The sequence below is a fragment of the Streptomyces sp. NPDC055400 genome, from assembly GCF_053644375.1.
In genome coordinates this window covers 227,648-248,678 of record NZ_JBSHLM010000001.1, presented here as the reverse complement: position 1 = coordinate 248,678, position 21,031 = coordinate 227,648, and the positions used below count along the sequence as shown (strand labels likewise).

Here is a 21,031-nt window from a genome sequence, read left to right as displayed (position 1 = left end):
CATGAGTACTGAGAGCCTGGTAGGGCGTCGGCTCGCAGAGGTCGTCGCGTCGTGGCACGATCAACTCTTTCTCACCATCCACATGCCGCCCTGGCCAACTCATACGAGCCCAAAACTTCGGGGGGCGTGTACGAGAGTTGAGGGCGCGCCTTCTCGGCACGGGGGCGTCGTACTGATGCCGACAATCTTTTCGGGCGGTGTACGTGCCGTAGTGACTCACAGCGGGCGTCGAGGATGTCAGCGGATTGAGCAGCTCCGTCTCGACGATGGGAGGCACGGTGGGCGTGCGACGTGCGCGTACAGGCGGTAGTGGACATGAACGTCTCTCAAGGGGGAATGAACTACCCACTTCAGGGGTGTAGTTCCCCAAATCGCGTAGCGCTGCTGCTGGCAGTTGTTCAACGGTGTGCTTCAGTCTTCGAGGGCTCGTGCAGGGAGCGACCGCACCGCTGGGGGTCAAGGGGTCGCAGGTTCAAATCCTGTCGTCCCGACAGAGATGTCGGATTGTTTTCGCAGTTCAAAGGCCATCTCCTCGTATTCGAGGAGATGGCCTTTCGCGTTACGGGTGTGGTGATGGTCGCAGGGTGAGTGCTGACCTCATACCGCGGTCGGTGTTTCGGCCGGTCAAGACGACGCCCCTGCTGGGGTGGTGGTCGCGTGATGGTCGCAGCTTGTCCAGGAGCCGGCGCCAGCGCAGGTTGCGGATGGCTCGGGTGAGGGCGGTGTCAAGGGTGCGGGCGGCGCGGGCCGCGGCGGGGCCGGTGAGGTGGGCGTAGAGGTCGGCGGTCGTGGCGAGCTGGGTGTGCCGGAGCAGTTTCGAGACCAGGACCAGCGGGATGCCTGCGGTGATCATGATGGTGGCGGTGCCGTGGCGTAGGTCTTTGAGGGCGATGGGGCGCAGGCCGGCGTTGCGGGCGGCGGCGCGGAAGTCGTTGAGGACCTGTTGCGGGCGGGGTGGGGTGCCGTCGGGCTGGGCGAAGACCAGGCCGGTGGTGCGCCCTGTGGCTCGCTGTCGTCGGCGCAGGGCGGCCAGGGCGCGGGAGGAGAGCGCGATCCAGTTGGCGCTGGCAACTGTCTTGGGTGCCCCCAGCACGAGGTGGTTGTTGTCGATGGTGGTCAGGGAGTGGCGAACGAACAGGCGCCGTGCGGTGAAGTCGATGTCCTCGAAGGAGAGGCCGAGGGCTTCGCCGCGGCGCAGTCCGGTGGTGACCAGCACGGTGCACAGGTCGTAGAGGTAGGGGGTGGTGCGTCGGGCGTGGGCGAGGAACGCGGCGGTCTCCGTGGCGCTCCAGGGATCCACTGGTGCGGCCGTCGGGGCCGGGATGATTGCCGGAAGTGCAGGGTTGTGGGGGAGGCGACCGGTGCGGACGGCGTGGGAGAGAGCGCTGGACAGTGTGCGAAGGCAGCGGTGCAGGGTGACCGTGCCGCGTCCGGCGGCCTGTTGGGCCTCGGTGAATGCAGTGATGTTGGTGCGGGTGAGGCTGTCGAGCGGGATGGGGCCGAGGGCGGGGATGAGGTCGTTGAGGGTGTAGGCGCGGTAACGGGCCAGGGTGGCCGGGCGCAGCCGGGGCGCGACTGTTTGCAGCCAGTTGAGCAGGTAGGCGGCGAGGGTTTCGGTGGGGTCGGGGCGCAGTCCGGCGGCCAGGTTCTCGCGCATGCGTGTCAGCGCGATCTCGGCTTCGCTGTGAGTTGTGAAGCCGCTTCGGCGCAGGGTGCGCCGGCGTCCGTCGATGGTGTGGGGTACGTCGATGGCCAGAGCCCAGCTCCCGTAGTGCGGGTCGGCGGTCAGCCGGGGGCAGCGTGGGCCGAGCTGCTTGCCGCCTTCGCCGCGGCAGCCGCATCGTCGGTAAATGCGGCCGAGAGTATGCCTGTTGTGGTTCATGGTGGTGCCCTCGCGAAGTGCTTGAGTAGATTCTTCGGGCATGCCCGTGTCTGAGGTGGGGCGCACCTGCTGGGCACGCCGGTACCAGTCGGCCAGCATCGGCCCGACCGCTTTGCCAACGAGTGACTCCGTGGCCAGGGACCGGGCCGGGAAGCCCGCCGCGGTCAGCGGGGGCGGTCCGCCAGGCGGGTCAGCGCCCGGTCGACCCAGACCAGCAGGCACGCGGCCAGAGCCGCGATGATCAGGACCAGAAGGATGTTGCGCAGGGCGGTGCCGTATCCGCGCTCGGCGACGTCGAGGAACGGATACGGATACCAGTCGGTGATAGCGCCGCGCCACAGCGTGTAGCCGATCCACGCCACGGGCCATGCGAAGGCTCGCATGACAGTGGTCGCATCGATGCGCTCCCGCGGTCCGAACAGGAGCCAGCCGGCGATCGTGGCCGGTGGCGAGACGTAGTGGAAGCCGATCGTGACCCAGAGGGCGACGCCGGTGAGATGGATCTGCGGGGCCAGGACCACGACGAAGACGAGGCCGGTGATCCCGATGCCCAGGAGCGTGTCGAAGCGCAGGACGCGCCAGAGCCGCCCGTCCCGCTGTGGGGCCAGGACCAGGGACAGGCACGAGGCGAGCACCAAGATGTTGCTCTGCACGGTGAAGTAGCTGAAGAGCTGCACCAAACGAGTCGCGGTGTCCGCGTCTGTCCCGGCCCGGCCGGAGTTGGCGTCGGCGCCGCCCGTGCACACCAGCACGATCTGGGTGACCAGTGCTACGGCGACGGCGGTGAAGAGGGCGGCGTGCCACAGCCGGGAGGCCGTCAGGGCCAGGGTGCGGGGCGCGGTGAGGGTGGTGCTCGGGAACTGTTCGTTGCCGGGTGACATGCGTGGTGAACGAGGCTGACCATGCCGACGGTACGCGCGGGCGGCGCTCGGCCGTGAGCGCCGCACGCGCGGACCCTGCGGTGGGGGCAGCTTGGTCGCGAGCGTGATCAGGCCGATATGGGGGACGGTGTGACTCTTCAGATGTTTAGCGTTCTGTCAATGACTCGGGGAGTGATCGAGTGTCAGGTGGTGCCGCGACGCGTGCGTGTCGCACTCATTGACGAAACGCTAAACAGTTACTTACATTCGCGCCACGGCCGATCGGCCCGGACCGGTACCCACGCACTCGGGTCCGGGGACGCCGCCCCGCCCATCCCGCGCAGAATCGAGAGCGCCATGCCCATCGCACCCCAGCGCCGAGGTGCCCGTCACCTGGCGGTCGCCTCCGCCGCCGTGCTCGTCGCCGGCCTCGCCACCTCGCTCGGTGCCTCCGCCGACGAGCCGCCCGCCGCGGCCCGCCACGCCTCCGCCGCGAGCTCATGCTTCTGGACGGGCCCTTTCACGCCGGACCAGGACAAGTTCAACTACGCCTACCTGGACGCGAAAGCCCTGTACTGGTCGACCCAGTACACGATTCCCGAGGGCTCGCGACTCACCCTCAAGGGCGCCTACGCGCACGCCCGATATCAGTCCCTGAACTCGTACGAGGCGACGTCCGCCGTCCCCTTGACCGCCCTCAACGACCAGCAGATCCAGCCGGACAAGGGCTCCCGCAACCCGTACCTTCCGGGGGCCAAGCGGACCTTCCCCAAGCGGTCGTGGACCGTCGACGTCGAGCCCAAGGCCCCACCGAAGGACCCGGCGCAGCAGCAGCCGAACACGCTGTACGCGGCCCAGCCCGGCAGCAACGCCCAGGCACTCATCTACCGCGTCTACGTACCCGACCGCGGCCGCGACATGACCGGCGGAGTCGGACTGCCCGAGCCCGTCCTCACGCTCGCCGACGGCAAGCAGCTCACCGGGCAGGCGCTGTGCGACACCGTGCACCCCACGAACGCGATGGGCCCCCGAGTGTCCCCCCTCAACGAATACCTGGCCCGGCGCGAGCAGCCGGGCAAGCCGGTCACCTTCCCGGCCACGAGCCCGGTCGCCTGGCACGCCTCGTACACCCAGCAGTGGAGCATCGACTGCGTCTACCACGGCAAGTGCACGCCTGCGCCGCCACGCGGCGTCGGCCAGTACTCGAACCTCGACAACGCCTACGTCGCTGCCTGGATCAACCGCGGACTCGGCCCCGTCCTCGTCCTGAAGGGCAAGGTCCCGACGACGCCGCGCACCTACGATGGTGACAAGCGGATGGCGTCCGCCCAGCTGCGCTACTGGTCGCTGTGCTCGTACGAGACCTGGTCCACCAAGGTCGACGGTGCCCAGTCCTGCGTGTATGACCAGCAGTTGAAGCCCGATCGGGACGGCGACTTCACCGTGATCGTCTCCCGTCCCGGCGACCGGCCGCGCAACGCCCGGTCCGAGTGCGGCGTCAACTGGATCGCCTGGCCCGAGAAGGGTGACGGCGCCGGACATCTCGACGACGCTCTGCTGCTCCTGCGCAACATGATGCCCGCCAAGGACTTCAAGCAGGCCCCGCAGTTCACCCGCACCGGGGACGACGAGGCGAACGTCATGGGCCCGTACCTGCCCAAGGGCGCGTACACCACCAAGGCGGGGTTCGAGCAGCAGGGTTGCTCGGAGCAGGGTGGTCACTCGCACGGCAAGGGTTGACCGTCACACGTCGGCGAGGACCACGACCCGGTCCTCGCCGACGGGGGCGAGTATGTCGGAGGCCCGCCGGATGTCCCACCCCACAGAGGGCAACCCGGCGGGCCGGATCGGAGGGTGCGGGTCAGCGGACGTCGTAGGCGCGGGCGATCGTCTGGGTCACCCGTGCCCCGTTGGCGTCGGTGAGCCGCACCCGTAGCGTGACCTGGCGGCCCGCCTTGCCGGTGTGGTCGACGAGGGCGGACCAACTTCCCTTCTGCTTGCGGGTTCTGGCCTCGGTCCAGGTCTCGCCGCCGTCGTACGAGTACGCGACATCGACCGCTGTGAGTGCCCCGGCCCGGTATCCGGCGTGGCCGCTCGCGCTGACTCCCAGACGCAGTCCGCTCCTGGCGGGCACTGTCTTGAGGCCGTCCTGGGCGGAGCCGAGCGAGACATGGGGGTACAGGAGGGGCAGGCTCTGGGAGATGACGCCGTCGTCGCGCTGCGACGTGAACGCCCAGGCCGTGTCGACCTGCGTGCTGCGCAGCCACACGGCCGTGCCCGGGCCGAACTTGGTCAGCGACTGGCGCAGCTCGTACGTGCCCTTCTCCGCCGGCACGGTCCAGGAGCCGTACGGAAGCCCGCTTCTGCCGATCTCCTCGCCGTCCCGCAGCAGCGTGAGGTTGCCGACGTCGCTGCTGCCCGCGACGCCCCAGTGGTCGCCGTCGGCCCAGAACCCGCCGGTCGCGTAGCCGATGGTGTCGCCCTGACGCTCGCCGGTCAGGACGGGGGAGCCGTCGGCCTCACGCCCCGGCGCCGTGCCGACGACGTCGCCGTACCACGTCTCCTCGCGGCGCTCCGCGCGCACGGGGACGCGCGGTGTGCTCAGCATGGTCTCGCCCCACAGCCGGGAGCTCGCCACGCGGTGCTCGATGGCGGTGCCACCGCCAGTGGTGGTGTACTCGGCGCGTCGGGCGGGCGACGGGATCACGCCGACCGCGCCGATGGTGAGTGCCTGCCCGCTGGGGCGCGTCACGACCTCCGCGTCGCTGTAGTCCGTGGCGACGCCCATCGCCTGATATGTGGTGTCGGTGCGGGACAGGTCGTCGTCGGAGACGGTGTGGCGCCGGTCATCGGTGATCGGCTCGGACGTGGGGAAGGCGAGGGTGTAGGTGTACGGGACCTTCGGCGTGATGGTCCAGTTCACTTTCCCCGCCTGCCCGTCGAGTGCGGCCTTCAGGCGGTCCGCCTCGGGCGCGGTGAGGACGTAGGCGGGCAGTCCCGCCCCGTTGCCCGGCAGCCAGGTGCCATCCGCGGCGCGGTAGGCGAGGACGGCCTTTGCGCCTGCGGTGCGCGCGGCCTTGGCCTGCGCGGTGATGTCGGTGGCGGTGTCGGTGGCCCGGATCAGCACGAAGGCGTCCTTGACGTCGGCCGCGGCCAGCTCGTCGGCGGTGCCGGTGCCCGCGTCGACGACGCGCCCGGTGCCCGATCCGTCGAGGTTGCCGAAGCTGAACGCCGTGAGCGACCGCGGGTGCAGTTCCAGGTCCGGGCCGGGCCGCACCACGTCGAAGCGCTGCGCGACGGGGGCGGAGCGGCGCCAGTAGTCGCCGAACTCGAAGGTGCCGTCGGTGGCGCGGCCCTCGACGTCGGCGTAGACGCCGCTCGCCGCGACGCCCGCGGTCATCGAGCCGGCGTGCTGCAGGCCGTCCCAGGTGCGGGAGAACGCGAGCGTGGTGCCGGCCGACTCGGTGGGCCGGTCGGTGCGCACGCTGAGGCGGTGGGCGTCGCGGGCGTCCAGGACGACCGTGGTGTCCTCGGTGAGCGTGATCTCCGGTCGCGCCAAGTAGCTGACGGAGTCGGTGAGTTGACCGTCCGACGTCGGGGTGGTGACAAAACTGGAGAGCAGGTACTTGCCTGCGGTCAGGGTGTATGTCTGGGCGTCCTTGCCCGCGTTGTAGCGGCGCTCACCGGTGTCGGAGTCGGTGCCGATGACGTCGAGCGACGAGGAGCCGGACGCGGGTTTGCCCTGGCGGTCGACGACCTTGACGGTGAGCTTGACCGACTTGGGCTGCAGGTAGAGGGCGAACGGCGTGGAGACGTGGACCCCGCCCTCGCCGGTGGCGCTGATCCGGCCGGTGATGTCGCCGTAGCTGCCGTAGTCCAGCTGGACACCGGGGTCGATGGTCAGCGGCACGGTCACACTCTCGCCGGCCTTCACCGTGACCGTCGTGTCGTCGAGCGTGGCGAACGCAGCGGGAAGGGACTTGCCGTTGTGGCCGGTGAGCTTGTCGACGGCCAGGTGCAGGGTCACGTCCTGGTCCGAGGTGTTGGTGTAGGGGACGTCGACGGTGTGCCGGTGCTCCGCCGTGTGCGGCCAGTCGTACGCGCCCGCCTGCACGGCCGGCGCCGACAGGACAGGCCCGTTCAGTGCGGCCTCGACGTCGAGGCGGCCGCCGCCGACCTCCTTGACATCGCCGGGCACACCCGCGTCGGCGGCCCCCACGAGCGCGGCCTTGACCTGCTGGGCGGTCCAACTCGGATGCTTCTGGCGGACGATGGCGGCGGCCCCCGCGACGTGCGGGGTCGCCATCGACGTGCCGGACATGCTCACATAGCCGTCGGTGCCCGCCTTCGCCGCCGAGATGTCGACGCCGGGCGCGGCGATCTCCGGCTTGAGCGTGTGGGTGCCCTGGACCGGGCCGCGGCTGGAGAAGGACGCGGTGGCGTCCTCGCGGTCGACGGCCCCGACGGTCAGGACGCCGGGGGCGCAGCCGGGCGACGACACGGAGTTGGGCAGCGGCCCGAGGTTGCCCGCCGCGACCACGAAGATCGTCTTGGTGTTCTTGGCCAGCTGGTCGGCGGCCAGCGACATCGGGTCGGAGCAGTCGCTGGGGTCGGGCGTGCCGAGGCTCATGGAGACCGCGTCGGCCTGCTGGTCGACGGCCCACTGCATGCCGGCGATCACCCCGGACTCGCTGCCTTCGCCGCTGTCGCCGAGCACCTTGCCGATGAGCAGGTCGGTCTTGGGTGCGACGCCCTTCTTGGCGCCGTCGCTCGCCGCGCCCGAGCCGCCGACGGTGGACGCGGTGTGCGTGCCGTGTCCGTCCACGTCGCCGGTGCCGGAGGGCGAGTCGGTGAAGTCCTTCGCGGCGGACACGCGGCCCTTGAGGTCGGGGTGGTCCTGGTCGGCGCCGGTGTCGAGGACGGCGACCTTGGTGCCCTCGCCGCTGTACCCGGCGGCCCAGGCCGCGTCGGCGTGCACCTGGCGCGTCGACCGGTCGAGGGTCGTCTCGACCTTTCTGTCCAGCCAGAGCTTCTTCAACGTGCCGCCGGCGCGCGAGCGCTGGTCCGTTGCGTCGGTGAAGAACGCGGCCGCATGGCCCTTGTCGGCCTTGAGCGCGACTGAGTCGATCGCGGTCAGTGCGGTGCCGCGCTCGGCGCCGCGCGGCAGCGGCGGCAGCGAGCGGGCCACGTCCACGGAGGAGTCGTAGGTGGCGATGAGCGGCAACCGCCCGGCGTGGGCGTCGTCGTAGCCCTGCTTGACCAGGCCCGTGACGTTGAACAGTTCCTCGTCGACGGTGCCGTCGGCCAGGGCCCGCGCGGCGAGGGCCGGGTAGGCGTACACGTCGTCGCCGACACTGCGCACCTCCACGAGCGGGATGGTGCCGTCGGCGTCGGGCAGCGGCGCGACGGCGGCCGGGCCGCTGCCGGCGTCGGTGACGAGCACCCGGTCGCCGGTGATCAGGGTGACGATGTGCTGGGCGCCACGGCCGGCCCCGGCCCCGCTCCCGACGACAGGCCGCTCGGCGACGCCCGCGCCGCCCGCCGATGCCGGTGCGACCGCGGTGGCGGCCAGCACGACGGCGATGGCGGTGGCGCGCAGCGCTGTACGCGATTTCGGGTGCATGTCTCTCCTGCGTGACGTCATGACAGATCGCGGACGAGCGGCGTCTGCCGTGAGTGAGCCAGTGGATGTGGCGACACCCTGGCATAGGCCTCGCCACTTTGGGGCGCGCCGGGTGGCGGCTGTTCGCCATGACCCGAACCCGCCACCATTCTTAGCGATTTGCTAATAACGGACAGCCGTCGCCTTAGCGTTACGCTAATGATGTGCAATCGTTTCCGTGCCGGCTTCGCGTGTCACCCAGCCCCGCTCCGAGACGTGCCAGCCCAGTTGCAACCGGGTGGTGGCACCGGTCAGATCCATCATGCGGCTCACCCTCCGCTGCAGGGTGCGCAGTCCGATGTCGAGCAGCTTGGCGACGCCGGTGTCGCTGTGTCCGGCGAGCAGCAGGGAGAGGATCGCCCGGTCGACGCCGTCAGGTTCGGGTCGCCCGGCCGTGACCGCCGCGCCGTCGTCGTCGAGACACAGTGGCAGGGCCTGCTGCCACACCGCTGCGAACAGGCTGGTGAGCGCGTCGAGCAGGCCTCCGGTGTGCACGACGAACGCCGCGGGCAGCCGCTCACGGGGGTCGAAGGGGGTCATGGCCACCGCACCGTCGGCGATCAGGAGCTTCGTGGGCAGTCGGCCCACGGCCCGGACCTCCTCGCCCCGGTCCAGTGCCAGGCGCAGCTGGGCAAGTGTGCCGGGCCGCGTCAGCGCCTGCCGCTCCACCACCACGCGGTAGCGCACGCCGCGCGCGGTCGACTCCTCCTCGGCGCGGTTGTCCTCGGCCGAGACGGCCATGGGCTCGTCGGTGACCAGGGCGTACACCTCGCTGCGGGCGCCGAGCTGCAGATGCCGGAACCGCTCGGCCACCGCCTCCACTCCGACGACCAGTTCGACCGCCTCCTGCAGGGTGGGCTCGACCGCGAAGGCCTGGAACTCCTCCCCAAGTCGGCCCGCCTCCAGCTCCACCTTCTCCAGGTCGAGACGGTGCCGGGCGAGCAGCGCGCCGATCGCGACACGCGGCGGCAGCGCCGCCCACTCGCTGCACTGCTCTCCGGATGCCTTGATCAGGCCGAGCTGTTCGAGCCGGTGCAGGGCGCGGGCGAGGGTGCGTTCGGACATCGAGAGCCGGTCGGCCAGCGCCGGGCCGTCACTCGCTCCGCGCGTGAGCAGGGCCCGATAGGCGCGCTCCTGGGAATTGTCCAGTCCTATCGCATGCAACATTACTTTTGCCCCCTTGTTTAGTGGTTACTGACTATCTGTCCGGTGGCGGGGTTCAGCCATGGCGGCCATCCGTCGGACACATCATCTCCATACGGGCGACGTCTCTGCGAGGGTGAGCCACCGGTGGCCCGCCGTTCAGCTTCCCCGCCGACGCCGCGTGCCTCGGCGCAGGCCGCCGGGCGAGGGCCGCCACCCTCTCACCCCCAGGAGTCACCAACCATGCACATACGACGTGCGCTGCGCCATGACGGCGTGAGCGCCCGCAGCCGCCTGGCGGCCGCTGCCGCCACCTTGGGGGCGAGTGCCGCCCTCCTCTGCCCCGTGGCCTTCGCGACGCCCGCCCACGCCGCGGACACCTCCGTCGAGCGTGCCTGCGAAGCCCCGCAGCCGGGCCAGTTCGCCTGCTTCGCGATGCGCCGCACCGACGTGAAGTCCGCGAAGGGACTGCTGCGGTCGGCGGATCCCGACGGCCTGTCCCCCGCCGAGCTGCGCAGTGCGTACGGGCTGCCCGACGACGGCGGCAAGGGTGCCACGATCGCCGTGGTCGCCGCGCAGGACAACCCGAACGCCGAGGCCGACATGGCCGTCTATCGCAGGCAGTTCGGCCTGCCGGAGTGCACGACGGCGGGCGGCTGCTTCACCAAGGTCGACCAGAGCGGCGGCCAGGGCTATCCGGTGGCACGGGCCGGCTGGGCCGCGGAGATCTCCCTCGACCTGCAGATGGTCTCGGCCGTGGCGCCCAAGGCGCACATCGTCCTCGTCGAGGCGGCGACGCCGGGCTTCGACGACCTGGGCGCGGCGGTGAACCAGGCGGTCGCGCAGGGCGCGCAGTTCGTCTCCAACTCCTACGGCAGCGGCTACTCTTCGACTGCGGGCAGTGGTGAGGATCCGGCGCAGTCCACCATGGACGCCTACTTCGACCACCCCGGCGTCACCGTCGTCGCCTCGTCGGGAGACAGCGGATTCGGGGTGTCCTACCCGGCGTCCTCGCCGTACGTGACCGCCGTCGGCGGCACCTCGCTGGTCAAGGACGACAGTGCGCGCGGCTGGAGCGAGAAGGTGTGGGCCGGCAGCGGCTCGGGCTGCTCACTGTTCTCGCCCAAGCCCGCCTTCCAGAAGGACACCAACTGCGCCAAGCGCACGGTGGCCGATGTCGCCGCGGTCGCCGACCCGGCGACCGGAGTGGCCGTCTACGACTCGTTCAAGGCGGACGGCTGGAGCGTGTTCGGCGGCACCAGCGCCTCCGCGCCGATCATCACCGGTGTGTACGCGAACGCGGGCAAGCCGCTCGCGGGCACCCACCCCAACTCCTACCCGTACGCGAAGTCCGGCGCCCTCAACGACGTGACCGAGGGCGCCAACGGCAGCTGCGGATCCTCCCCGGCATATCTGTGCCGGGGGGCCGAGGGATACGACGGACCGACCGGTCTCGGCACGCCCAAGGGCCCGGACGCCTTCCGCGCCGGACCGCACGGGGAGATCGCCGGCACGGTCGTCGACGGCCGCGGCCGTCCCGTCGTCTCCGCCGAGGTCCGCGCAGGTGACTACAAGGCGACCACCGACGTGAAGGGCGGCTACAGCCTGGTCGTGCCGCCGGGGACGTACGACGTGTCGGTCGCCGCCTACGGCTTCCCCACCTCGAATCCCGAGTCCGTGAAGGTGGCCGAGGACGCGACGGTGACGCGCGACGCCCGTCTGAAGGCGGTGCCGCGGCAGACCGTCGAGGGCACCGTCAAGGACGGCTCCGGCCACGACTGGCCGCTCTATGCGAAGATCACCGTCGACGGGGTGCCCGGCGGCCCGGTGTACTCCGACGCCGGGACGGGCCGGTTCCGCATCGACCTGCCCGAGGGCGCCGACTACACGCTGCGCGCCGACCCGGTCTACCCCGGCTACCAGGCGGCCGAGCAGAAGGTCACTGTCGGCAGCCGTGACGTGGACACCGATCTGGACCTGAAGGTCGACGCCGCCAAGTGCTTCGCGCCCGGGTACGGGCCGACCGACCACGGGATGCGCGAGGGTTTCGAGTCCGGCGCGACGCCCGACGGCTGGTCGGTCACCACCGCCAACGCCACCGGCGGTGGCTGGGACTTCACCAGCACGCGGCTCAACGTCACCGGCGACAGCGGCAAGTTCGCGATCGTCGACAGCTCCAAGCTGGGCCCCGGCAAGACGCAGGACACCTATCTCACCTCGCCGGCCGTCGACATGACGGGCATCGAGGCACCGCAGCTGTCCTTCGACACCTACTACGTCGGTCTGCCCAGTTCGAAGGCGGCCGCCGACGTGAGCGTGGACGGCGGGCAGACCTGGACGACCGTGTGGGAGAAGGCTTCGGGCACCGTCAGCGGTCAGCACATCACCGTCGACCTGCCGCAGGCGAAGGGCGAGTCGGACGTGCGGGCCCGGTTCCACTACACCGGCGCATGGTCGCAGTGGTGGGAGATCGACGACGTGCAGCTCGGCTCCACCACCTGCGACGAGCGCAAGGGCGCTCTGGTGGTCGGCGAGGTCACCGACGCCACCACGCACGAGGCACTGCCCGGCGCCACGGTGGGCGTCAAGGGCGTCGCCGACGCCTCCGGCACCTCGGCGGCGCTGCCCGATCCGGCCGCGGACGGCGCGTTCTACTGGCTGTTCTCGAAGGAGACCGGTGACCAGCACCTCACCGCGACCGCATACCGCCACACCGACACCGACGCCGCCCTCGACCTCGCGTCCGGCGGTGTGACCCGCAAGGACATCTCCCTGAGGTCCGGGCGGATCGAGGTGGACGGCAAGAAGCTCGACGCCACGCTGGATCCGGGTGACAGCGACACCTCGTACATGACGGTGAAGAACACCGGCACCGCGCCCGCGACGGTGCGCCTGGGCGTGGACTCCGACGGCTACACACCGCCCGCCGTCACCCCGGACGAGACCGCGCCCCGGCACGTCGATGCCGATGTCACCACCGGCCCGCAGGCGGCCGAGGCCCTGAAGATGTCCAAGGAGGAGCGCGAGGACGCGCAGCGGGCCACGGAGGAGGACGCGGGTACCGCCGCGGGCGGCTGGACGCCTGTCGCCGACTACCCGACCAAGGTGTCGGGCAACATCGTCGACTCGCACGAGGGCATCCTGTACGCGGGCCTCGGCTACACCGGCCCGGTCACGCTCGACACCAACGCGTTCTACGCGTACGACCCGGCCAAGGACACCTGGCAGGAACGCGAGTTCCCTCAGGACGCACGCGAGTCGGCGGCGCACGGCTTCGTCGACGGCAAGCTGTACGTCACCGGCGGCTGGGGCATCGGCAGCAGCAAGGGCGACCCGAAGACCGAGGTGTACGACCCGGACACCGACACCTGGACGACCGCGGCCGCATCGCCCGCTCCGTACGGCGGTTCCGGCAGTGCGGTGCTCGGCGGCAAGCTGTACGTCATCGGCGGCTGTGACGAGACGGGGTGCGGCAAGAAGGACACCTGGACCTACGAGCCGTCCTCCGGCGAGTGGCACAAGGCGGCCGACTACCCGGAGCCGATCGCCTGGGAGTCCTGCGGGACGCTGTCCGGATCCGTGTACTGCGCGGGCGGCACCGGGCCCGGCGGCGCCACCGCGCACGCCTACCGCTACGACGCGAAGGCCGACACGTGGACGCCGGTGGCCGACCTGCCGGGCGCGGTGTGGGGTTCGGCCTATGCGACGGGCGGCGGCAGGCTGCTGGTCCAGAACGGTGTCATGCGCGGCGCCGTCACCAACCAGGGCTGGGCCTACGACCCGGAGTCCGACCACTGGACCGCGCTGCCCAACTCGCCCCAGGCGTCGTACCGTTACGGAGCGACGACCGGCCTGTACACGGTGGGCGGCAGCATGTCGGCGACCCGGCCGCTGGCCGCCACCCTGCTGCTGCCGGGGTACGACCGCTCCGACACCACGGCCGGGTGGCTCACGCTGGACCGTGAGACGCTCACGCTGGAGCCGGGTGAGCAGGTCAAGGTGAAGGCCCGCTTCTCCACCGGTTCCGCGGCGCCGGTCGCGGGCACGTACGGGGCGACGGTGTACCTCACCACCGACACCCCCTTCACCGCGCCGAAGCTCACGGCGACGTTGAAGGTCCGGACGTCCGGGTCCTGACCCCGCCCCGCTGACGCGCCGACGGCCCGCCCTCCTGATGAGGGCGGGCCGTCGCATGTGCGGGAGGGGCGGGCCATCGTGGTTCAGGGGACGGCCTCGACCGGTCAGTGCAGGGCGTAGGCGCGGGTCACCGTCTGGCTGACGGCGCCGCCCTCCGTGTCCTGCGCGGCGGTCCGCAGAGCGACGAAGCCGTTGCCGCCGTCGGCCGGCGGGGGCGCGATCGTCACGTCCCACGTCCCACGTGCCGCCCTCGCCCTTGCCGACGTGCTGCCGCGTCCACGTCTGCCCGTCGTCGTACGAGGCCTCGACGGTGACGGAGTCCGCGACGATCTCACGGTCAGGGCCCGGTGTGAACCGGATGTGCGCGCCGACCGTCTCCCCGGCCGCCGCGCTGTTGCGCCCGTCGAGGGCCAGGTCGTAGGTGATCTGGAGCAGCTGCACCGGCACGGGACCGTCCGTGGGGCGCTGGGAGCGGAACGTCCACGCCGTCGTGGAGCGGGTGGACAGCGGGCGGTTGCGGTAGCCGTTGACGGTGATCTCGTAGGTGTACGTGGCCGGGTCCTTGGTCACCGGGAAGCGCAGGCCGGTGCCGTTACCGGACTTGACCGGCTCTCCGTCGCGCAGGAAGCGGTAGCTCGCGGTGTCGAACCAGAACGGCGGCGCGATGTGGCCGTTGCTGTCCTGCCAGACGCCGAAGGACAGCTCGAAGGTGTCCTCGGTGCGCACCGCGTAGTAACCGCCGTTATCGGGCAGCGCCGAGTGGTACGGGTGGCCGCCCCACGTCTCGGAGCTCTCCTCCCCGGCCGGGTACTGCTTGGGCTCCGGGTCACTGAAGTCCAGGCGCCCGGGTGTGCTGACGGTGTGCAGCCAGCCCACACCGGGGGTGACCCAGTCCGTGCGGGTGCCCGGCACGGTGACACCCTGGCCGAGCGTGCCCGTGCCCGGCCAGCCGTCCACGAACACGGCACGCGCGTCACGGGGGATCTCACCGGCGCTCTGCACCTTGAACTTCTGTTCCACTCGGGCCAGTTCACGCTCCGATGGAGCCACGGTCACCGATCCGGGGACGTGTCCCTTCAGCTCGCGCACCAGGTCGTAGGCGTAGGCCGGGGCGGGGTGGCCCTCGAGGGTGACCGTCGCTGGGCCGTCCGCGGTCCGTGCCGCGAGGACAGCGCCGTCCGGGGTGCTCAGCCACAGGCCCGTGATGCCGGGCTGCGGGGTGGTGGCGCCGCTGCACATGCAGCCGTGGCCGTCTTTGTCCCACAACAGCACGACAGCGGCTCCTGCTTCACGCGCCGCGGCGACCTGGGCGGTCGGCTCGGAACCGACCTGCCAGCGCACCAGCGCCGCCTTGCCGCGCACATCGGCCGCGGCGAGTTCCTCGGCGCTGCCGCCTCCCGCGTCGACCCTTTCCACAGGGCCGGCGCACCTCGCGCCCGCGGGCTCCGTGCGGGCCCGCGGGCAGGGTGGCGCAGGCCGGGCGAATCGTCAGCTGACGAATGTCCTGCACCCGCACCCCGGTTGACCAGGAGCTACGGCGGCGAGCTTCCGCCAGGGCAGTAACTCGCCACGGCCGAGGGCCCCTTACGGCCTGGGGGCAAGAGAGCGCGGATCAGCGAGCGCCGCCTGGTGCGTGCGATCGCAGGGCGGCGGAGCGTCCTCGATGGGGTCCCTCCCCCCGTTACTGAAGTAGTTCAACGGCGAGGACGACCATGTGCACCTGCTGGTGCACCACCCGCCCAAGGTCCAGCTCTCCCAGCTGGTCAACTCCCTCAAGGGCGTCTCCGCCCGGCTACCACCCCAGGAGTACCACGCGCACGTGCGGCGCGGCCGTTTCTGGTCCGGCTCGCACTTCGCCGGGAGCCGCGGCGGAGCACCCCCGACCGTCGTGCGCCCGTACATCGAGAACCAGCAGCGCCCCGCGTGATCCTTGCTTCCCAGCGATGTCCCGGCACTCCGCACCAGGAGCCCGAGGATGCGCCCCACCTCCGCCTGGAGGGTGGCGTCCATCCCGGTCTGCGGGCCTGAGAGCGCGGTCCGGCCCGCGTCGCGTACGGTGATCCCCTGGTCAGTGGGGTGAGGGTGGTCGCGGGAGGCGGACTTGGCACACAGCAAGGACGGCAGGGCTGACGGGGGCGAGGCCGCGCAGGCCGCGACGAAGCCTCCCACGAAGGCCGCCATGGACAGCGAGATCACCGGGCAGATGCTCGAGCGCGCCGCCCTGGAACTCATCGAGCGGGACGGGGTCCTCGCGGGACTGAACCTGCGCGAGGTGGCCGACCGCGCCGGGGTCAACCGCGGACTGGTGTACCACTACTACGGCTCCCGGCGGGACCTGCTGCGCGCGGCGCTCGCCCGAACCGCCGTCGAGCGGCGCGCCCAGCTGCTCGTGCAGGAGGCACCCTCGCGTTTCGCCGACCGCGTGGTGCGCGCGGTGCGCGGCTGTGTGCGCCATGTGTCGTCGATCAGGCTCGTGCTGCTCCTGATGCTCGACGGCGACCCGAAGCTGAAGGTCATGCCCTTCCGGGACACCACGCAGGAGCGACTGCGGGCCGACATCGACCACGGCTACGTCGCCGATGACGTGGACCCCGTCGCGCTGCACACCTTCCTGAAGTCCGTGAACTACGGCTACATCCTGGGGCGGTCACGACTCGCCAAGGAGTTCGGGATCGGCGTACGCGATCTCGACGAGCGGTTCATCGCCCTGCTCGAGCGGATGTGCACGGCCATCGACGGACCCGCGGCCGCCGAGGGCAGCGCGCGGCGGCCCGTCCCCGAGGAGACCGGGGACGGGCCGCCGGCCTGAGTCGGATCGCGTGTGGCCCGCCCGCTCCCCTGTCGCGGGCGGGCCACACGCTTCCGGGGCCGCCGAGGTCAGCCGGACAGGTCCGGGCGCTCGGTGACCCGCACGGCGTTGACGAGGCTCTTGCCCGTGGTGGCGACGAACCGCAGGTTGAGCGTCCCGTCGGTGACCTTCACGTCGAAGGAGCGCCGGTCCGCGGTGAACTGGCCGTCCTCCAGGGCGAGATCGAGGTACGACACCTTCTGGCCGCCCTCGGCGAGCACCGAGAAGACGCGCTTGCCCGCGGTCTTGCCGCCGATCTCGGCGAAGTCGAGGTCGACACGGTAGACGCCGTCGGGCACGTCGTCGAAGCGGTACTCCAGGACGCCCTGGCGCGCGGTGCGCAGCAGTGCACCGTCGCCGGTGCCCGCGACGTCCTTCGTCGTGCTGAGCGCGGAGCCGTCGACGTAGCCGAACCCACCGCTCCGGTAGGCCTGGTCGGCGCTGAACGCGTCGCCGCGGCTGTCACGGCCGCCGGTCTTGCCGCCCGAGTCCAGGGCGGCCTGGTACAGCGGCACGGCCACGGTGACCGGGATCTCCAGGACCGGGGTGCGCCCGCTGTCCGAGACGATCTGGAGCGTGCCGCGCAGCACGGTGCCGGGTGCGGCTCCCTTGCTGCGGTAGGTGACCTTCACGTCCCGGGTGGCCCCGGATGTGAGGGTGCCGTCGCCGTCGGTCACACGCAGCCAGTCGGCGCCGTCCTTCTCCTTGACCGAGTAGGCCGTCGCAGAGCCGGAGTTGGTGAGCCGGTAGGTGCGCTCGCGGCTCTCGTCCTTCGGGATCGCCAGGGTGATCCTGTCGGTCGACGCCGTGACCTCGCCGGTGCGCAGGGCGGTCTTGCCGTACGTGATCGCGCCGGGCTTCGCCGTGGCGGCGAGCTCGCCGTCCTCGTAGTGCGAGGCCTTGAGGGAGACGGTGTAGGACTGCTCGTCGTCCGCCGGGACCTGGAACAGGTAGCCGCCGTCCGCCTTGGTGGTGTCGGTGGCGACGACCTGGCCGTCCCTCAGCAGCGACACGTCCGCGCCGGACACGGGATCGCCGTCGTTGGCGTCGGTGGCCAGGCCCGCGACGGCCGCGCTGCGGGCCGCCCGGAAGGTGATCTTCAGGTCCTTGTCGACGGTCTGCTTGCGGTAGGCGTACTCGAAGGCGTCGGTGCCGTCGGCGTTCGCCAGGCCGATCGTCGCGACGGATCCCTTCTCGGCAGGGGAGTCCGGGACGCTCGCGTATCGGTAGACAATCGAGCCGTCCTCGCCGATCTCGGCGGAGAACGTGATGGTGTCGCTGCCATAGCCGATGGTCACGTCACGCCACTCGACGAGCAGCGAGCGGTGCGGGGCGCTTCCGCGCACCGTCCAGTACACGCCCGCGTCCGCGCTCGTTCCCGGCTGGAGGTCCGTCCAGAAGGGCATCACGGCGCCGCTCACCCAGATGCTGGGCAGGTTCGTGTTGCCGCCGAAGACCTGGCCGCCGTCGAAGTCGATGTACCCCTCGTTGGTGACGTCGGCCTTGCGGTACGTCTTTCCGTACAGCGCCACCGGGAACGGCAGGTCGATGCTCGCCTTGTCCTGGTACTGGTTCGCGAAGCTCAGCTTCTTCTCGCCGCGCGGGAAGTCGCTGTCGTGCGTGGCGGTGCAGGTGGTGCCGGCGCCGTCGGTGAGGCCGGTCAGTTCCACGTCCCTGGTCGTGTCGCCGGTGAGGTGCACGGTGACACTGCCGGCGGCGGCGCAGCGCTGCGCGGGGGTGACGGTGAGCGCGTACTGACCCTTGGGCAGGGTCAGGCGGAAGGTGCCGTCCTCGCCCGTCGTGACCGAGCGCGGGGTGTCCTGCGCGGCCACCGTGGCTCCGGCCTCGGCGCCGCCGGCGCTGCGCACGGTGCCGGTGATCGTTGCGCTCGGCGCCTCGTCCAGGGCGAAGTCACGGGTGAGCGTCGCGTCACCGGCGATCGTCAGGGTGTCCTCGGCGGTGCCGTATCCGTACTTGGAGACGGTGGCCTTGTACTCCCCAGCCGCGACCCTGGGCAGCCGGTACGTGCCGTCATCGCCCGTGGTCACCGTCATCTTGAGCGGCCCGTCCAGGGCGACGGTGGCGTCCGCGAGCGGTGCGCCCGCGGACGTGACCTTTCCGGTGAGCTCGCCGACCGCTCCGCGCGGCGCAGCCGACACGGCGGCGTAGGCGTCCAACTTGCCCTCGCCGTACACGTTGTTGTTGCCGGGGCTGCCCCCGCACGACGTGTCGTCGGTGTCGACGGCCGTCTCGTTCAGGATGCGCTCGGTCTCGGCGACGTTGCCGCGCAGCGCGGGCGACGCGCTCCACATCAGGGCGACCGTGGCCGAGGTGTGCGGGGCGGCCATGGAAGTGCCGGACTCGACGGCGTAGCCGCCGTCGTTCATGGACGAACGGACGTTGACACCGGGTGCGGAGATGTTGGGCTTGACGCCGTCGGCGCGGCCGGTGCCACGCGAGGAGAACCAGGCGATGGCGCCTGTGTTGTCGTAGGCGCCGGTGGCGTACGAGGAGACGTAACCGCTGGGCGATCCGGTGGTGTTGCAGCCGGGCCCGGTGTTGCCGTTCGAGAACGACGGGAAGATGCCCGCGTCGCGCCAGGCGTTCACCATGTCCTCGTAGAACGGGTCGATGGTGGGGCCGCCCCAGGAGTTGTTGATGATGTCGGGGGCGAGGTCCGGACGCGGGTTGTTGCCCTGGGGGTCGGTCGGGGCGATCATCCACTGGCCCGCCATGAGCAGCGCCGCCACGTCGCATCCGTCGGCCAGGCACCCCTTGGCGGCGATCCACCTGGCGCCGGGGGCGACCCCGATACGGTTGCCGGTGCCGCCGTCACCGACCATGGTGCCCATCGTGTGGGTGCCGTGCCCCTGGTCGTCGCAGGGCGCGTCACCGGGGCACACGCCGTACGGGTCGTAGAAGTTGTACGCGTGGTCGTACGACCCGTCCGCCTTCGTGCCGCGGTAGGAGGCGGCGAGCGCGGGGTGGGTGTACTGGACGCCGGTGTCGATGGAGCCGACGACGATTCCGCCGCCGCGCACGCCGAGTTCGTCCCAGACCTTGGGTGCGCGGATCTGGTCGACGTTCCACTCGGTGGGATCGGTGCTGCGGACGGCTTTGCCCGTCATGGTCTTCGGCAGCGGGATCGGATCGTCGGCGTACAGCGCGGCCACGTCGTCCCGCGCCGCGATCTTGTCGGCGAGGGACTTGTCGGCGGTGACCTTGACGGCGTTGCTGATCCAGAAGGACCTGTAGTGCGCGCCGTTGTCCTTGAGCAGGTCGACGAGGCCCGCCTGGGACTTCTTGGCATGCGCGCGGCGGCTGTCGTAGACCGATCGGCCCTTGGCCGTCTTGCCCTTCGCCTTGCGGGCTGCCGTGTCGTCGGCGCGTGAGTCCAACTTCACCCAGAACGTGGTGCGCTGATCGGATTTGGCCCGGTCGAGCACGCGCGCGAGCTTGCCCTTGGCCTTGGCTTCGTAGGTGTGTACGCCGCCGTCGGGTGCCGTCTGGGCGAGCGCCGGTGTGCCGGCGAGTGCGAGACCCGTGGCCAGGGCCAGGGCGACAAGCCCTCTGCCGCGTCTGCCACTGGTGAGGGTGGAGCCCCTTGCGCCGGGAACGGCTGCGGGGCGGTGTGCTGTCACGGACTTCGTGCTCCTTGTCGATGGGTACGTTCCCGGCGCGCTCGCCACTGCCGTCTGAACTGCGCCGGTCGGGGTCCGGCGACGACCCGAGCACCCCAGGCGCGGGAGCGGTACGGAGGCGCAGTTCGGGCACCGTACACAACAGCACCTTGGGCGACGTCATCGACGGCAGCCGCTTCAGACCGTCATCGATTCCTTCGGGGTGGGGTGACCCAGCCCAGCCCTTGAGGTGGGTGACGCAGTTGCGGTGACGCGGCTGTTCAGGGTGGCCGACCGGCCCATCGGGTCGGTCGGCCCCGGCACGCCTGCGGGCGCCGCCACTTCGAGGTACGGCGCCCGCCGGGTGTCACGGCTGTACGGGCCACGCGCCCGATGTCAGCACGGGTATGCGCCGGTCACCGTGACGGGCGGCCAGAAGTCGTCCACCTGCGACGGGCCGATGGAGCCGTCGCCGCTGAAGCAGTAGCTCGTGCCGACGGTGCTGTTGGCCGCACCGGTGATACTGATGGCCGGATCGAAGGTGGCCGACTCGCCCTCCTGGATCACAATCACCTGGTCCGGGTTGTCGGCGAGCGTAAGGCAGACCGAGCCGGGACTTCCGGGGATGATGACGCCCGGGCAGCTGTCCGCGTAGTACCAGGTGTCGGCCGCGCTCGCGGTGCCGCCGGTGAGCGCAGCCACGGCGGCCAGGGTGGCGCCGACCACTGCAGCGCGCTGGGTGATACGTCGCAACATCGCTGAGTTCTCCCATGAGTTGGTGACGGCTCGTGACCGTCCGGAACCATCACTCGCCGAGACGACCGGGGATTTCCGGGCACTCGGCGAAGCGGGGGCAAGTCTGGGCCGATTCCGACACAG

Annotated in this window: 10 protein-coding genes and 1 pseudogene; 4 read left to right on the top strand and 7 right to left on the bottom strand. The window is 71.0% G+C overall.

What is annotated here, in order from left to right:
- Positions 1–559: 559 nt before the first annotated feature.
- Positions 560–1,882, bottom strand: a complete 1,323-nt coding sequence (locus ACWIGU_RS01050) for a tyrosine-type recombinase/integrase (protein ID WP_454396120.1) — start codon at positions 1,880–1,882, stop codon at positions 560–562.
- A gap of 164 nt (positions 1,883–2,046) precedes the next feature.
- Positions 2,047–2,763, bottom strand: coding sequence for a Pr6Pr family membrane protein (locus tag ACWIGU_RS01045; protein WP_454396119.1), 717 nt, complete (start codon positions 2,761–2,763; stop codon positions 2,047–2,049).
- 336 nt (positions 2,764–3,099) lie between these two features.
- On the opposite strand from ACWIGU_RS01045, the gene ACWIGU_RS01040 reads away from it, so the two are divergent.
- Complete coding sequence (locus ACWIGU_RS01040; RefSeq protein WP_454396117.1) at positions 3,100–4,482, top strand: hypothetical protein; 1,383 nt, start codon at positions 3,100–3,102, stop codon at positions 4,480–4,482.
- A 121-nt stretch (positions 4,483–4,603) separates the two neighbouring features.
- Here ACWIGU_RS01040 and ACWIGU_RS01035 read toward each other — a convergent pair whose 3' ends face one another.
- Both ACWIGU_RS01035 and ACWIGU_RS01030 read right to left on the bottom strand, forming a co-directional pair.
- The gene (locus tag ACWIGU_RS01035) at positions 4,604–8,365 is read right to left on the bottom strand and encodes a S8 family serine peptidase (RefSeq protein WP_454396115.1); all 3,762 of its coding nucleotides are present in this window, start codon (positions 8,363–8,365) and stop codon (positions 4,604–4,606) included.
- A gap of 195 nt (positions 8,366–8,560) precedes the next feature.
- Positions 8,561–9,571, bottom strand: coding sequence for a helix-turn-helix transcriptional regulator (locus tag ACWIGU_RS01030; RefSeq protein WP_454396113.1), 1,011 nt, complete (start codon positions 9,569–9,571; stop codon positions 8,561–8,563).
- 219 nt (positions 9,572–9,790) lie between these two features.
- Here ACWIGU_RS01030 and ACWIGU_RS01025 point away from each other — a divergent pair, with 219 nt between their 5' ends.
- Positions 9,791–13,684 carry a carboxypeptidase regulatory-like domain-containing protein gene (locus ACWIGU_RS01025; RefSeq protein WP_454396111.1) on the top strand — a complete coding sequence of 1,298 codons (3,894 nt, stop codon included), beginning with the start codon at positions 9,791–9,793 and terminating at the stop codon, positions 13,682–13,684.
- Positions 13,685–13,788: 104 nt separating this feature from the next.
- Here the strand turns inward: ACWIGU_RS01025 and ACWIGU_RS01020 are convergent, their stop codons facing one another.
- Entirely contained in the window at positions 13,789–13,911 is a 123-nt protein-coding gene (locus ACWIGU_RS01020; RefSeq protein WP_454396109.1) for a hypothetical protein, read from the bottom strand.
- 1,466 nt (positions 13,912–15,377) lie between these two features.
- On the opposite strand from ACWIGU_RS01020, the pseudogene tnpA reads away from it, so the two are divergent.
- Both tnpA and ACWIGU_RS01010 read left to right on the top strand, forming a co-directional pair.
- Positions 15,378–15,611, top strand: a pseudogene (gene tnpA / locus ACWIGU_RS01015) (IS200/IS605 family transposase); the annotation flags it as partial.
- A gap of 174 nt (positions 15,612–15,785) precedes the next feature.
- Positions 15,786–16,493 (top strand): TetR/AcrR family transcriptional regulator, encoded by a 708-nt coding sequence (locus tag ACWIGU_RS01010; RefSeq protein WP_454396107.1) that lies wholly within the window; start codon positions 15,786–15,788, stop codon positions 16,491–16,493.
- 68 nt (positions 16,494–16,561) lie between these two features.
- Here the strand turns inward: ACWIGU_RS01010 and ACWIGU_RS01005 are convergent, their stop codons facing one another.
- Entirely contained in the window at positions 16,562–20,173 is a 3,612-nt protein-coding gene (locus tag ACWIGU_RS01005) for a S8 family serine peptidase (protein WP_454396105.1), read from the bottom strand.
- 375 nt (positions 20,174–20,548) lie between these two features.
- Positions 20,549–20,908: a hypothetical protein gene (locus ACWIGU_RS01000; RefSeq protein WP_454396103.1), complete on the bottom strand. Its 360-nt coding sequence runs from the start codon at positions 20,906–20,908 to the stop codon at positions 20,549–20,551.
- Positions 20,909–21,031 lie beyond the last annotated feature (123 nt).